The sequence below is a fragment of the Bacteroidota bacterium genome, from assembly GCA_039111535.1.
Lineage (GTDB): Bacteria > Bacteroidota > Rhodothermia > Rhodothermales > JAHQVL01 > JBCCIM01.
Genome location: JBCCIM010000168.1, coordinates 1 through 14,147, shown reverse-complemented (window position 1 = coordinate 14,147; position 14,147 = coordinate 1). Strand labels below are relative to the sequence as shown.

The following is a 14,147-nucleotide window of genomic DNA, read 5'->3' as shown; positions in this document are numbered from 1 at the left end:
GGTTCAGGGCCATCCCATTTCCCAGAATACCTGCTACTGCTACCTGGGTATGCTACTACGCTGCGATCACTGTACACGTATCTAGCGCCCCGAGGCTAATACCAATAGCGACAACAACCAGCCCAACTGGCAGGGCGTCAAGTGCGATGGCGCCGCCATCGCGGCCAACCATGTAAAGGACTGCAAAAACGAGGACAAACGTACCCAGAATCTCTGAGATCAGGTTACTCAGCGGATTTCTGATCTGTGGGCCCGTAGCAAAGGTGCCAAGAATCGCGCCTTCATCTTCCGTAATGTCGTAGTGGTCCTTGTACATAAGCCAGACGAGAAAAGCGCCGATAGCTGCGCCGAGCATCTGTGCGCCAATATACATGGCAACATCAGACCACGGGAAGCCGCCTGCAAACGCAAGTCCGACTGTAACAGCCGGATTCAGGTGCGCGCCGCTATACGCTGCTACAGAGAGTACCGCTGTAAACACAGCCATGCCCCAGCCAAGGTTTATGAGGAGCCAACCGCCGCCGTGCCCTTTGGTGTCTTTGAGCAGCACATTGGCTACTACACCGTTGCCCAAAAGGATCAGTAACATCGTGCCAAGCACTTCTGCTAAAAAAGGAGTCATTTTTTTGATGGATTGGGTGGTACAATCATATCCAGTCCGGCTACTGGTGGTGTAGTCCGGACTGGTTACAGCGCACTGGGTATCTGCTACTGTAATTTTGTTGGGGGAGTGAGGGGTTAGTCTCTTTCTTCCCAATCTTTGGACCTTCCTAGCGCTTTCTGCCAGCCGGCTTTAAGCGATGCAACCTCATCTGCGGGCATAGAGGCTTTGTAGGTCTGGTCAATTTGCCACTGTGTAGCAATTTCATCTTGCGACGCCCAAAAGCCTACGGCCAGGCCGGCGAGGTAAGCCGCGCCCAGGGCTGTAGTTTCGAGCACTTTGGGGCGCAGGACGGGGACGCCAATGACATCAGCCTGAAACTGCATGAGCAGGTTGTTCGCAGCAGCGCCGCCATCTACGCGCATTTGCGCGAGCTTGAGGCCTGAGTCTGCTTCCATGGCATCGAGTACATCTGCAACCTGATAAGCAATGCCTTCGAGCGCGGCGCGTGCGAAGTGGGCGCGGGTTGTGCCACGAGTGATGCCGGCAATGGTGCCACGTGCATACTGATCCCAGTGAGGAGCACCGAGTCCTGCAAAGGCAGGCACGATGTAAACGCCCCCATTATCTGGCACGCTGGCTGCCAACGCTTCCACTTCAGGTGCATTGTCGATAAGGTTGAGTCCGTCGCGTAACCACTGGACCACCGCGCCGGCAATGAAAATACTGCCTTCAAGCGCGTAATGTGTTTTGCCGTTAATTTTCCAGGCAACGGTTGTCAATAAATTGTTTTTGGAGGCAACCGCTTGCTCACCGGTATTCATGAGCATGAAACAGCCGGTGCCATACGTATTTTTGACCATGCCTTCGCTCGTACACATCTGTCCGAACAAGGCGGCTTGCTGGTCGCCGGCGATGCCACTAACGGGCAGCGGTGCGTCGAAGAGGCCATCAGCTGTGTTGCCATAGATTTCACTGGAGGCACAGACTTCAGGCAACATGTTGCGTGGGACATCGAGGATTTCCAGCAGTTCGTCGTCCCAGTCACCTGTATGAATGTTGTAAAGCAGCGTACGCGATGCATTCGATACATCAGTGATGTGCTTTTTGCCGCCGGTAAGATTCCAGACCAGCCAGCTATCGATGGTGCCGAAGGCAAGGTTGCCGGCTTCTGCGAGGGCGCGTGCACCGTCTACATTGTTGAGTAGCCAGCGAACTTTGGTGCCCGAGAAATAAGCGTCTAGTACGAGTCCGGTTTTCTTCTGGAATACACCTGCAAGTCCGCGGTCTTTTAAGCTGTCGCAAAATGAGGCTGTGCGGCGGTCTTGCCAGACAATGGCATGGAAAATGGGTTTGCCCGTACGGCGATCCCATATAACGGTGGTTTCACGCTGGTTGGTGATGCCAATCGCGGCGATATCTGTTGCAGATACGCGAGCCTTCTTCAGGACGTCTTGAGCGACGTGCAATTGCGTATCCCAAATCTCTTCTGCATTGTGTTCTACCCAGCCGGGTTTGGGAAATATTTGTTCGAATTCTTGTTGGGAAACAGCGTGAATGCTGCCGCCATGATCAAACAAAATTGCTCGTGAGCTGGTAGTACCCTGGTCCAAAGAGAGAATGTATTTCATACGCTATATCGGTTGCTCTGATCTTTTGCCTAAGTCAGCCGTTTAGGGGATTTAATGCTGGGCTAAAATAGATCGTTCAGCCTTTACATGCTAATGTGTGATAAAATTATCGATGGCTACCTACACCTCAGTCTCTGAATTACTTGCGTCATACAAATCCCGGTTCATCCCGGAGAACGCCGGCGGTGTTGATACCGTTATCCAGATCAATCTGGAAGGCACGCCTGATGAGGCGTTCTATGTAGAGATTCACAACCAGGAGTGTGTTGTAGAAGCTGGCGCCCACGAGGCGCCCGTCCTTACGGTATCTGCTACCGTGGAAGACTGGCTTAAACTGAACAACCACGAAGTCAACCCCATGCTGCTCATGATGCAGGGGAAACTCAAGGTGGAAGGCCCGCTGCATATGGCTGCCCGTTTTCAAACCATGTTTCGCGACTAACCACTAATCCTGGCCCCCAACCCGCATGGCTGCTTCATTTGATAAGAAGGTTGTATTCATTACCGGTGGCGGATCGGGTATTGGGCGTGCAACCGCGCTTGCTTTTGGTGCAGCGGGTGCAGCAGTGATCCTCGCAGATCGTGATGAAGCTGCCGGCAACGCAACCGCCTCATTGCTCGAAGAACGCAGCGTTCCAAACTGCTTTGTGCCCGTAAATGTGGCTGATTCAGACAGTGTTGGCAGTGCTGTCCAGGAAGGTATTGCTCGTGTGGGGCAGATTGATATCGCGTTTAACAACGCCGGCACAGGGGGGCTCGAGCATCCCCTGCATCAATACCCCGAAGACAACTGGACGCAGGTGCTGGCAGTGAATTTGTCGGGTGTTTTCTATTGCATGAAGCATCAGCTTGCCCATATGCTGCCGCGTAAATCAGGGATTATTATCAACATGGCCTCCGTTGCCGGACTGCGGGGCTTTCCGTGGCATGCTGCCTATGCAGCGAGCAAGCATGGGGTTGTTGGGTTAACGAAAACCGCTGCGCATGAATATGCGCGTGCAGGCATTCGCATCAATGCCATTTGCCCAGGCTTCACTGAAACGCCCATGGTTGGCCGGATGGTTGCTGATGATCCAGGTCGCAGGGCAAAACTCGAAAAAGCTATTCCCCTTGGGCGTTTGGCTTCGCCTGAGGAAATTGCAAATGCTGTGCTGTTTCTGGCATCGGCAGACAACCAGTTTATGATCGGACATACCTTGACCCTGGACGGCGGCATTACGTCCGTTTGATGGGTCAATTTTTGCTGTAAGTTGCTACTTTTGCTGCAAGCGATTCCGCTGGTAGCGCCTCTCACTTTCTCAATCTTTCAGATCATGCGCACCAATGTTGCCGCGTTTTTTGTCCTGGCTTTTCTATGTACCGAATTTACAACGCCGAGGGCTGCATCCGCGCAGGCTTTGCAATGGGGGATAGGCGTTTCTTCCAGCTTTCATAGCCACGATTACGAGTCACCGTTACCGTGGTGGGATAACAGTGGGCTGGTTTTTCCCAGTGTTATGCTGCGTGTGGAGCTCCCGATGACATTCATTGAGGGGCCATTGGGTAAAAAACTCTTTTTGCGTACAGGTGCCCGCTACACCCGGCTGGCATCTAAGGTTAACTGGGAATTTGATGTGACTACAAACCCGGAGCCATTTACCGGCAAGTTTAGCATCAATCAGCACTACCTTGCGATTCCCCTGCAATTCCGGCTCGAAATTGGTAACACACCGCTTTACATCCTCGGAGGACCCGAGTTTGGTGTTTTGCTATTTGCCCGGAAGAAATCGGAGACCCTGACACCTGTTGAATTCAGTTCAGCCATGAATGAAGGAGTTGGCGATGACATCCACAGAATAAACACATCGCTTGGTGGGGGCATTGGATTTAAGGTGAATCAGCAGTTCAGGGTGTTTACAAGGTACAATGCCGGCTTGCGCGGCGCAAAAAAATCACCGGGCCGAACGGTGTTGGATAGCAACTGGCAAACAAAAGAACTTGAAGTTGGCGTGGAATTTAATTTTAACGGTCAAAAAGATCCGTAGCGCTGGTTTTTTTCGACGATTTACTATAGGCAGTCAAACAAATAAATGTGCAATAACTACCCCATTGCCGGCTGCCTGAATAGATCATCGTTTTGAACACCAAGTGTTAGGATGGATAACAGGAATATTATTGTTGCAGCTGTGCTGGGCCTGCTGTTATTAGAGGTTCTAACGCTGTACTACAAGAAAGCACCAATCGAGGCTGTGCTGCTGCAAGAAACGCAGATGGCCCTTGATTCTGCAGGTGTAAGCGTAGAACAAATCAAATTTGACGGACGTGATGCATTGCTGCGAGGGACCGTAGAGACAGCTGAAGCAAAACGCCGTATCGAGCAAATCGTTGCTGATGTTTGGGATGTACGTGTTGTTGACAACCAGCTGACTGTAAAGCCACCGGAGCCACCTGCCAAAGCTGACTCAGCAAGTGCGCCAGCGCGGCCCATCGTGAAAGGGTTTCAGATGAAAGCCGGTGCAGATGGTGAGTTGGTGCTTATGGGCGAAGTGCACGATGCAAGTACGCGCAACAGCATCGTCGCTGCCGTACTCGATGCCTTCCCTGCACAAACAATCGAAAATCATCTTGTGGTTGCGCCAGGTGAAGCACAAGTATGGGTTGCGCCTTTGATGCAAGCCATCAGTGCAATTTCTGTTGTGAAGAAGCCTGAAATTGTGATTCCAGTATCGGGGGCATCTTTTCTGTTGAAAGGAGAGGTGGCGGCTGCCGTGCAAAAGAAAGCGGTGCTTGAAGATCTGGTAAGCGCATTGCCGTCAAGTTTAGCCCTTGAAGAGCAACTGCAGATTGTAGAAGAGCAACGCGACCCGAAACTTGTGGCCCTTGAAAAGCGGATTCAGGACCTGCAGACTACAACGCGTATCCAGTTTAAAATCAATACCGCGTTTCTTGCTGATCTGTCGAAAGAAGTATTGAACCAGGTTGCCGGCATTCTTAAAGAGGCACCAGGTGCGCAGATCGAGGTGCAGGGCCATACCGACAACCTGGGCAAGGCTGAACTCAATATGAAATTAAGCCAAATGCGTGCTGATGCCGTACGTGATTACCTGATCACCCAGGGTATAGAAGCTTCCCGTCTTACAGCTGTTGGTTATGGGCCTACACGTCCCGTCGCAACCAATTCAACCAGACAGGGAAGAATTGCGAACCGAAGAGTTGTATTTAGTCTTAAAGGAGGATCCTGATGGTTTTTCTAGCAACACACATTGGTCTTTGGATACTGGCTGCCTTTGGCTTTGGCCTGGCAATTGGTTGGTTCTTGTGGGGGCAATGGGTTGGTATAGACATGAACCGGGATTTCAAGTCAACCGCAGCAAGTTCAGCTGATGGCCCTACCGGTTCTATTGCTGTATTGAGCGACTCCTTATTGAAAACCCAGCGCGAATTGGAGTTGTGTCAGCAAAGTTTGGCGAATGCAGAAACCCGCATGAAAGATGCCAACATCCGCTTTTCTCCTTCAACGGCTGAGGAAGAGGAGAGAGACGACACCCCGCTTGTGCCTGATATTACACTAGGGCAATCAAACGGGACCACGGTAACGCGCGACAACCTCAAGAAAATCTATGGTATTGGCCCAGTTATCGAGCGCAAGCTTGCTGAACTGGATATCACCACCTACCGGCAGATTGCCATGCTTACCGATGATGAAAAAGAAATAGTAAGCGATTATATCAATTACTTCCCAGGGCGTATCGACCGCGATGGTTGGACAGAGAGCGCGCGAGACTTGCATCGCAACAAATACGGCGAAGAACTGGAGTAGGGCGCGGGTGAGCAGGTAAGTATTTATTTTGAAGAATCTTAAGGGGCGAGAGAAATGACCTTGAATTGCTGGAAAAACAAGTGGTTATTCCCTAGCTTTCAAGGTTATTAGAAGTAAAAGATTCTTTTAGATAAATGCGCAGTTTACCAACGATGCAAAAGATCAGCAAATACATGCTTTTGGCATGCATGCTCGGTTTTTTAGGGTGTGACGGGAATGCTAACGATCCTGTCCCCGAAGTGCCACGCCAGATTTACCCCTCAAACGGCGCGGATAACGAAGCCAACGCTACTGAATTGCAATGGAATTCGGCTGCAAGTGCCGTCTTTTATCAGGTCCAGGTAAGTGATCGACCCGGTTTTGCCGACTTTGTAGTCAATGATGAGCGCGTTGTTGCAGACTCTTATCAGCTTTCAGGTCTGGCAGTTGGCGAACTCTATTTCTGGCGCGTCCGTGCCGGCAACGATCATGGTGTTGGGGAGTGGTCTGAAACCTGGCAGTTTGCTACGGAGAAAGAAGCGGTAATTCCGCCGATCCCGAAACTGACCTTGCCGGCTGACGGTGAGCTAGATCAACCTACCCAGATCAACTTCATTTGGGATCCTGTAGACGGAGCCACTACCTACCACATTCAAGTATCTCTCGAAGAGAACTTTATTCGTCGTTCAGCAGATGTTGAAGGCGTGCGTGGCAACGCTGCCTTGATCAGAGGACTCGTGCCAACGTACATCTACTACTGGCGTGTCCGCTCTCAAAATCCGCTTGGATTTAGCAGCTGGTCACCAACGCGCCACCTTGTGATCGAAGACGACCTGGGATAAAAGGCTCGGTTACTTTAATAAAAAGTTAAAACCGAAATGGATCAAAGTATTTCCAGGTATATCGGGACCTGCATGGTGCTCGTTGGCCTGATTTTATCCGGCTGTGACACCTCAGTCGAGCCGGAGCCCATGATGGATACGGCGCTCGATACTGAGCTCATCGATATCATCACGATTGGCGGGCAGCGAGGACTATCCAATTTCATCTTGCCGGATAGCGATGACCTGGACGCAATACCACAGGACCCGCTCAATCCGCTGACGCCAGCAAAAGTTGAACTTGGCAAGCTGCTTTTTCACGAAACAGCGCTGGCTTCAAACCCACTTCATGAGGAGGCCCGTGGTACGTATTCCTGTGCAACCTGCCACCATTCTGGCGCAGGCTTTCAGGCCGGCAGACGACAGGCGATGGGAGATGGCGGGGTAGGCTGGGGACGCAATGGCGAAGGGCGCACCAAAAGCGCAACCTATACTAACGAGGAAGTTGACGTTCAGGGCATCAAAACACCTTCCATTCTGAACGGTCCGTATCAGGAGGTAACCGGCTGGATTGGAAAGTTTGGGATTCGCGGCCCAAACAGAGGGACGGAAGCCCGCTGGATTGCTGGCACACCCGCCGGGGTAAACATGCTCGGCTATGAAGGGCTGGAGTCTCGAGCAATTGCCGCGCTATCCATTCATCGCATGGATAGCATTGAGCAAACCCTTGTGATGACCCATCCGGAGTACACAGCGCTCTGGGACCAGGCTTTCCCAGGCGAACTGGTTTCCCTGGAAAATGTTGGCCTTGCACTGGCTGCTTACGAGCGCACCTTGCTTACCAACAAAGCACCGTTCCAACAATGGCTACGAGGTGACCTGGCTGCCATGTCAACAGCAGAAAAACGCGGCGCGGTTGTCTTCTTTGGCAAGGCAATTTGTGAGGTGTGTCATACTGGGCCGTCACTAAACCAAATGGATTTCTACGCCCTCGGCATGCCTGATCTGGAGGGCGCTGATGTGATAGGTCCAGTGGACGAAGAGAGCAGCCTCGGGCGTGGTGTGTTTTTGGGAGATGCCAGTGAGAACTTCAAGTTCAAAGTACCTCAACTCTACAACCTGGTAGATTCAAGATTTTTTGGCCACGGTGGTACGTTTCGTACACTTAGAGAAGTTGTAGAGTACTATAATGACGCGATGCCGGAAATCCCGATACCAGACGACCTGGTGCCCAGCCGGTTTAGACCACTCAATCTGACGGATCAGGAAATGGATGACTTGGTGGTTTTCCTTTCCCAATCACTCTATGACCCCGACCTTGGTCGTTATGATGTTAGCAGCTTGCCTTCTGGCAATTGTACACCCGTAAATGACCCGCAGGGCAGGGCGGACCTTGGATGTTGATTAGCAAGGAAATAACGTAAACGAAAAAAGCCCGGCGAGTTATCGCCGGGCTTTTTCTATATAAAACGAGTACTGCGCTATCGGGCGGACAACAAGTCGCGGATCTCCGTAAGCAGCTTTTCTTCGCTAGATGGTTCTGGTGGAGCAGCTGGTGCTTCTTCTTCCTGTTTTTTCGCTTTGTTGATCGATTTGACCAGCAAGAACACACAGAAAGCAACAATCAGGAAGGTGATGACGGTGTTGATGAATGCACCATAGCTGATTGTAACTGCGCCGGCTTCTTTAGCAAGAGCCAGTGTTTCATAAGGACCGGCAACTGTGCCTTCTTTCAGCACAGCGAAAAGGTTGGAGAAATCAACATTTCCGAGAGCAAGTCCAATTGGTGGCATGATTACATCATTGACAAGTGACTGCACAATCGTCCCGAAGGCAGCACCAATGATGATGCCGACAGCCATGTCGACAACGTTGCCTTTTACAGCAAACTCTTTGAATTCCTTAAACATAACTTGATGTAATAAGTGGAGGTAGGTTACATGGGCCTATGGCCCTAAATGTAGTATTTTCAAGGGTAAAGACAAAAGTGAATTTATGATGAGCCACAAATTCGCTTCATTTTACCGAATTTGCCATTGGGGATTTTCAACGTGTGCCGCTTCCATAAGTGCAGCCATTTCTGTTGCAATTTCTGGATTGGTGGCAGCAAGATCTGTTGTCTCACCCAGGTCATCGTCGAGGTTGTAAAGCTCAAGTGTACCATCAAACATCGGCTGCCTTACTGCTTTCCAGGGGCCTTTCCGTACGGCCTGTCGTGACCCCTGCTCGTAGAATTCCCAGTAGAGGTATGGGTGGGTTGCCTGTGTTTGTTTGCCAGTCAGTACCGGCATCATGCTGATGCTGTTCAGGGTGTCTGGATCGACCTGTCCGGAAAACTCCAAATTAGCAGCTTCGGCAAAGGTTGTGTAGAAGTCGCCGAAGTAACCCATGTGGTCAGATGTGCTGCCGGCTGAGATCACACCTGGCCATTTTGCCAGCAGCGGCACCCGGATGCCTCCTTCATACAAATCGCGCTTTTTACCACGCAAATCGCCATTTGAGTCGAAATAATCAGGGTCGTTGCCACCCTCCGCATGGGGGCCATTGTCTGAAGTGAATAGGACGAGCGTATTGTCTGTTTCACCTGTAGCCTCAACTGCAGTGAGTAGCCTGCCGATGTCTGTGTCCATGCGTGAAATCATGGCGGCGAGTCCTTTCTGCGGGGCCGGCCACTCTTTGTCTGCGTAGGCACCCAGGTCTGGTACTTCCATGCCTTCGTCACCGGCTTCGTTGTTGGCGTGCGGGATCGTAACGGTGAGCAGGAGGAAATATGGCTGCTCACTGTCTTCCTGGACAAAAGAGATGGCCTCTTCGGCCAACAAGTCGTGGCTGTAGGTGGTTTTCTGTATGGCTTGTCCGGCGCCGTCTTCGCGCTTAGGCTCTGGCAGTACATTGCCTGGAAGGGGTACGCGTTCGGTGTTTCGGAAAAGAAACTCAGGATAAAAATTATGTGCGTGCCGTTGGCCCAGGTAGCCAAAAAAGTAGTCGAATCCCTGGCGGTTGGGTTCACCTTCAGAGCCAGGTGCGCCCAATCCCCACTTGCCAATGAGGCCCGTGCGGTAACCGGCAACCTTCATGGCTTCCGCCATGGTGAAGGTCTCATCGCGCAGCGGTTGTTGTCCCATGGGGCGTACTTCCCTGTTGCCACGGATCTGGTTGCGGCCCGTGTGCATGCCGGTCATTAACACGCTGCGAGAAGGGGCACAGACTGTTGAGCCGGCATAGAAGTTGGTGAACCGCATCCCGTCAGCTGCAAGCTGATCAAGTATTGGCGTCTGTATTTCGGTCTGGCCATAGACCCCAAGGTCGCCATAGCCCAGGTCATCTGCGACTATCAATATAATATTGGGTTGGGGCGCAGGTGATGCTGTAGGGGCTTCGCATGCGGTCATGCAAAGCGTGAAAAGAAGTAGCAGGTACACGTGAGCATGCTGGGGAGCTTGAACCAAAGTCATGGCCGTTCCGTTTGATCGGTAAAAGTTAGGTGGGTGGTACTGGACTGAATATATGGTGAATCAACTTGACTAAACAATATCGCTTTTGTCCGTACTGTGGACAACCCATCTCAACAACCAAGATCAACGGATATTACCGATGTAGTGATGCCCTTTGTTCATTTGTTCACTACGACAACCCGCTGCCTGTTGTGGCCGCAATAGTGGAGCACGAAGGTGATATCATCCTTGGGCGAAACGCAGCGTGGCCGGCTTCCTGGTATGGATTGATCACCGGTTTTCTGGAGAAGCAGGAATCGCCAGAAGCCGGCATCTTAAGAGAAGTTGAAGAGGAGCTTGGACTGACGGGTGAAATACGTGAGCTCGTTGGGGTATACGATTTCCAGAAACGCAACCAGCTAATTGTTGCATACCACGTTGCAGCGCACGGAGAAATTGAACTTGGTGATGAGCTTGCAGATATAAAGCGCATTCAACCAGAGAAACTGGAGCCCTGGCCCTTTGGTACAGGACTCGCTGTAAAAGACTGGCTACATAAAAGAGGAATCAAATCAATCAATTGATGTTGGATACAGAACAGAAAACGATCTGGAAGCGACCCATTACCCTGGAGATGCTGCAATCGTATGAAGATAAATCCATGCCGGCACATGTTGGGATAGAAATTACGGAAGTGGGGCCAGATTTCTTGCGCGGGACCATGCCCGTCGATCATCGCACCAAACAGCCGTTCGGCATTTTACACGGCGGAGCTTCTGTGGTGCTTGCTGAAACACTTGGCAGCGTTGCCGGCAATTTCTGTATTCCCGAAGATGCAGGATACTGCGTTGGGCTCAGTATCAATTCCAACCACTTACGTCCAGCTTCTGAGGGGATTGTAACGGGCACTGCCAGTCCGTTCCACATTGGTCGCACTACGCAGGTGTGGCATATCGAAATACACAACGAAGCAGGGAAATTGGTCAACGTAAGCCGGCTAACGCTTGCTGTTGTGAAAAGGTAAATCCCTGCGTATCGTGTAAAAGATCTGTCAGATGGTTCAGTTAATATCATGATACGTAAGCGCATCACCATCAGTTTTTGTGCCTTGATGCTCTGCCTTGGGCATCTGTTGCCGGGCTACGCACAGTCAAATGCGCAATTTGATGTTGTATTGGCTGAACGCTTGCAAAATGCGTTGATGTCTGAATACAGCCGCCAGGAACTTAAAGGCATTTCTGCAGCTGTATTTGTGCCAGCGCAGGGCATGTGGCGAGGTGTTGCAGGGATTGCCGGAGAGGGCGCACTTGATCTCGTAACGGACAGTACCCACTTTGCCGTTGCCAGTATCACAAAGACGTTTACAGGCGCAATCATTCTCCAGCTGGCAGAAGAGGGCCGGCTAAGCCTGGACGATTCGCTGCATCAATGGCTGGAGCCTTATCAGTACATCAACCTTGATATTACCCTGCGGCAACTCCTTGGCCACACCAGTGGGTTGTACAACATCACCGATAATCCCGAATTCTGGACAGCTTTCTGGGCTGATCCTGCACGCAACTGGACACCGGAAGAAATACTGACCCAATTTATGATGCGCCCAGTGCTGCAGCCGGGGCGCGCATTTGATTATTCCAACTCGAATTACCACTTGCTGGGGATGGTTGCGAAAGCCGCCACCGACTCATCCATGGTGGCGCTCCTGCGGAGCAGGCTCTACAATCCGCAATTGCTACAGCACTCCTTTTTTACGCCCGAAGAACCTGTTGTTGGGGTGCTGTCGGATAATTGGACTGATGCAGACCGCGACGGGCAGTTTGAAAATGTTGCTTCCAAGTCCGGTGCGGCCTATTACACCATGTCTTGGGCAGCCGGCGGGATGACGGCCACAGCTGCAGATATGGCAAGCTGGGCGCAGGCGTTGTTTGCCGGCAATGTTTTGCAGGAAGATACACGCGGCGAAATGCTGGAATTCACGCCCCTCAGCAACGGCACAGCTTTCACGGGATACGGACTCAGTATCATGCGATTTGAGTTTGACGGGGTCGAAATGTGGGGCCATACCGGGCTGAAACCGGGTTTTATCTCCATGCTGGTTTATGTGCCAGAAACGGGGGTAAGCATTTGTGTGCTGATTAATCAGGATAACGCAGCGAGTACATATGCTGTAGTGCCCAGGCTTTATGATGCCATTGCAAATCCCGTTTCAACAGGTGCGGATGACCTTATAGAACAGGAAGCTGTATTCGCCCTGTACCAGAATTATCCAAACCCGGTATTTGGCAGCACATCGATTGTATTTGAACTCGCGTCGTCAGCTGACGTCGAGCTGGATGTTTATGATGTCTTGGGCCGGCGTATTGAATCGCTTGTACATGGGTATTATACAGCGGGGAAGCATAGCATAGATTGGCAACCGGACGAAAGGACCGGCGGGCTGTATTTCTATCGATTAAAAGCGAACGGATATTCGGCAACCCGCTCTTTGGTTTACATGAAATAAATCAGTTGCGCGATGTACAGCATGCTCAAGGTATTCTGCTGCGTTTGGTTTTTGTTACCAGGCAGTGTGTTGGCGCAATCAGCGAGCCAAGTGGTGGTTAACAGTTTCTATTCTGATGTGCTCGGCGTACCCAAACAGTATGCTATCTATTTGCCACAAGGATATGATGAGGGGAGCGCGCTGTATCCAGTTGTATATTTTCTTCGGCTACATGAAAGAGAATGGTTTGATACCGGGATTCCGGAGCGGAATGGGATAGGATTAAAGGAGGTGGCTGATGCGTTGATTGCGCAAGGATTGATAGGCGAAATGATATTGGTGGGTCCCAGTACCGGCAGTGATGACGGTAGTGTGGCCGGGATGGTTAACATGCTACAGCCGGATCTTACTAAGGCAACAGGTATAGGCAGTGGCCGCTTTGAAGATTACTTTGTTGAAGACCTCGTTCCCGAAATAGAAAACCAATACCGTACACTGACCTCTTCAGCTTTTCGAGGGGTAGACGGCTTTTCTTTTGGAGGGTATACTGCGCTGGTCCTGACCTTTCGAAATCCCGGTTTGTTTAGCTCGGTTGGCAGCTACGATGGTACCCACATGTGGTATAACCTTGAAGATCCTGCTGTCGCGGAAGTTGGTCCCAATGATCCATTTTGGTTGAATAATACGTATGATGAGCTGGTTGGACCCTTGTTTGGCGTACCGCGCGACGTAGGCTATATGCTCAAGCACAACGCCATCAATTTGCTACTGGCTGCTGATGCTGCAAAGCTCGACAGCTTGCGCGCTATACGGTTTCATATCCACACGGGTGATGATGACGGCCTTACAAACATGCGGCGTACCAACCAGTTGGTCGATTCCATGGCAGTCCGTGGTATTGTGAACTCTTTTCCGAGTACCGTGCTCTTCCCTGGCGCCAGACACGATTACAGCTTCGCAAACTTTCACGCGACCAGATCGCTCGTGGCCCATTGGGAGACTTTCCAGCTAAATCAGCCGGTGGCAGCGACAAGAGATCCCATCCCAAACGAAGACCAACTCTATACTGCGCCGAATCCTTTTGTTGAGGAAACCACAATTCACTACGCGATCCAACAACCCACACAGGCTGAACTGGAGATCTATGACATGGCAGGGCGGAAGGTGCGCCGACTGGTTTCTCGCTTTCATGCAGCGGGAATGCACGAGGTGGTGTGGGATGCAAATGATGCAGCCGGCACCCGTGTTGCAGCTGGCGTGTATTGGGGTGCGTTAAGGACAGATACCAGCGTGCAAGTGCTTTCTTTAATGGTAGCAAGATAGGCGCTTAAAATTACGTATCTATTGAAACGCAAAAAGGCGAGTCCGCAAACGGACCCGCCTTTTTTGTATTCGGTCAG

At 51.3% G+C, this 14,147-nt stretch carries 15 protein-coding genes; 11 read left to right on the top strand and 4 right to left on the bottom strand.

Annotated elements, in window-relative coordinates; all coding sequences use genetic code 11:
• Positions 1–55 precede the first annotated feature (55 nt).
• Positions 56–757 carry an MIP/aquaporin family protein gene (locus AAF564_20630; GenBank protein MEM8487969.1) on the bottom strand — a complete coding sequence of 234 codons (702 nt, stop codon included), beginning with the start codon at positions 755–757 and terminating at the stop codon, positions 56–58.
• The gene (gene glpK, locus AAF564_20625; GenBank protein MEM8487968.1) at positions 739–2,232 is read right to left on the bottom strand and encodes a glycerol kinase GlpK; all 1,494 of its coding nucleotides are present in this window, start codon (positions 2,230–2,232) and stop codon (positions 739–741) included. The genes AAF564_20630 and glpK overlap by 19 nt, the downstream gene beginning before the upstream one ends.
• 112 nt (positions 2,233–2,344) lie before the next feature.
• Between glpK and AAF564_20620 the strand changes: the two genes are divergently transcribed.
• The 7 genes from AAF564_20620 (at position 2,345) to AAF564_20590 (ending at position 8,235) form a co-directional block, all read left to right on the top strand.
• The gene (locus AAF564_20620; protein MEM8487967.1) at positions 2,345–2,674 is read left to right on the top strand and encodes an SCP2 sterol-binding domain-containing protein; all 330 of its coding nucleotides are present in this window, start codon (positions 2,345–2,347) and stop codon (positions 2,672–2,674) included.
• Positions 2,675–2,699: 25 nt separating this feature from the next.
• The gene (locus tag AAF564_20615; GenBank protein MEM8487966.1) at positions 2,700–3,461 is read left to right on the top strand and encodes a glucose 1-dehydrogenase; all 762 of its coding nucleotides are present in this window, start codon (positions 2,700–2,702) and stop codon (positions 3,459–3,461) included.
• Between the two features lie 84 nt (positions 3,462–3,545).
• Complete coding sequence (locus AAF564_20610) at positions 3,546–4,256, top strand: porin family protein (GenBank protein ID MEM8487965.1); 711 nt, start codon at positions 3,546–3,548, stop codon at positions 4,254–4,256.
• 111 nt (positions 4,257–4,367) lie between these two features.
• Positions 4,368–5,453 (top strand): OmpA family protein, encoded by a 1,086-nt coding sequence (locus AAF564_20605; GenBank protein ID MEM8487964.1) that lies wholly within the window; start codon positions 4,368–4,370, stop codon positions 5,451–5,453.
• Entirely contained in the window at positions 5,453–6,031 is a 579-nt protein-coding gene (locus AAF564_20600; GenBank protein ID MEM8487963.1) for a hypothetical protein, read from the top strand. Before AAF564_20605 ends, AAF564_20600 begins: the two co-directional genes overlap by 1 nt.
• A 188-nt stretch (positions 6,032–6,219) precedes the next feature.
• Positions 6,220–6,852: a fibronectin type III domain-containing protein gene (locus AAF564_20595; protein ID MEM8487962.1), complete on the top strand. Its 633-nt coding sequence runs from the start codon at positions 6,220–6,222 to the stop codon at positions 6,850–6,852.
• 36 nt (positions 6,853–6,888) lie between these two features.
• Positions 6,889–8,235, top strand: coding sequence for a cytochrome c peroxidase (locus AAF564_20590; GenBank protein ID MEM8487961.1), 1,347 nt, complete (start codon positions 6,889–6,891; stop codon positions 8,233–8,235).
• 77 nt (positions 8,236–8,312) lie between these two features.
• Here AAF564_20590 and mscL read toward each other — a convergent pair whose 3' ends face one another.
• The gene (gene mscL, locus AAF564_20585; GenBank protein MEM8487960.1) at positions 8,313–8,741 is read right to left on the bottom strand and encodes a large-conductance mechanosensitive channel protein MscL; all 429 of its coding nucleotides are present in this window, start codon (positions 8,739–8,741) and stop codon (positions 8,313–8,315) included.
• Between the two features lie 111 nt (positions 8,742–8,852).
• A complete protein-coding gene (locus AAF564_20580) occupies positions 8,853–10,169 on the bottom strand; it encodes an arylsulfatase (GenBank protein MEM8487959.1) in 1,317 nt (438 codons plus the stop codon).
• Between the two features lie 182 nt (positions 10,170–10,351).
• On the opposite strand from AAF564_20580, the gene AAF564_20575 reads away from it, so the two are divergent.
• From AAF564_20575 to AAF564_20560, 4 genes are all read left to right on the top strand, one after another.
• Positions 10,352–10,849, top strand: a complete 498-nt coding sequence (locus AAF564_20575) for an NUDIX domain-containing protein (GenBank protein ID MEM8487958.1) — start codon at positions 10,352–10,354, stop codon at positions 10,847–10,849.
• Between the two features lie 50 nt (positions 10,850–10,899).
• Positions 10,900–11,289 carry a hotdog fold thioesterase gene (locus tag AAF564_20570; protein MEM8487957.1) on the top strand — a complete coding sequence of 130 codons (390 nt, stop codon included), beginning with the start codon at positions 10,900–10,902 and terminating at the stop codon, positions 11,287–11,289.
• 48 nt (positions 11,290–11,337) lie between these two features.
• Positions 11,338–12,768 (top strand): serine hydrolase, encoded by a 1,431-nt coding sequence (locus AAF564_20565; protein ID MEM8487956.1) that lies wholly within the window; start codon positions 11,338–11,340, stop codon positions 12,766–12,768.
• A gap of 69 nt (positions 12,769–12,837) precedes the next feature.
• Positions 12,838–14,070, top strand: a complete 1,233-nt coding sequence (locus tag AAF564_20560; GenBank protein ID MEM8487955.1) for an alpha/beta hydrolase-fold protein — start codon at positions 12,838–12,840, stop codon at positions 14,068–14,070.
• Positions 14,071–14,147: the final 77 nt, after the last annotated feature.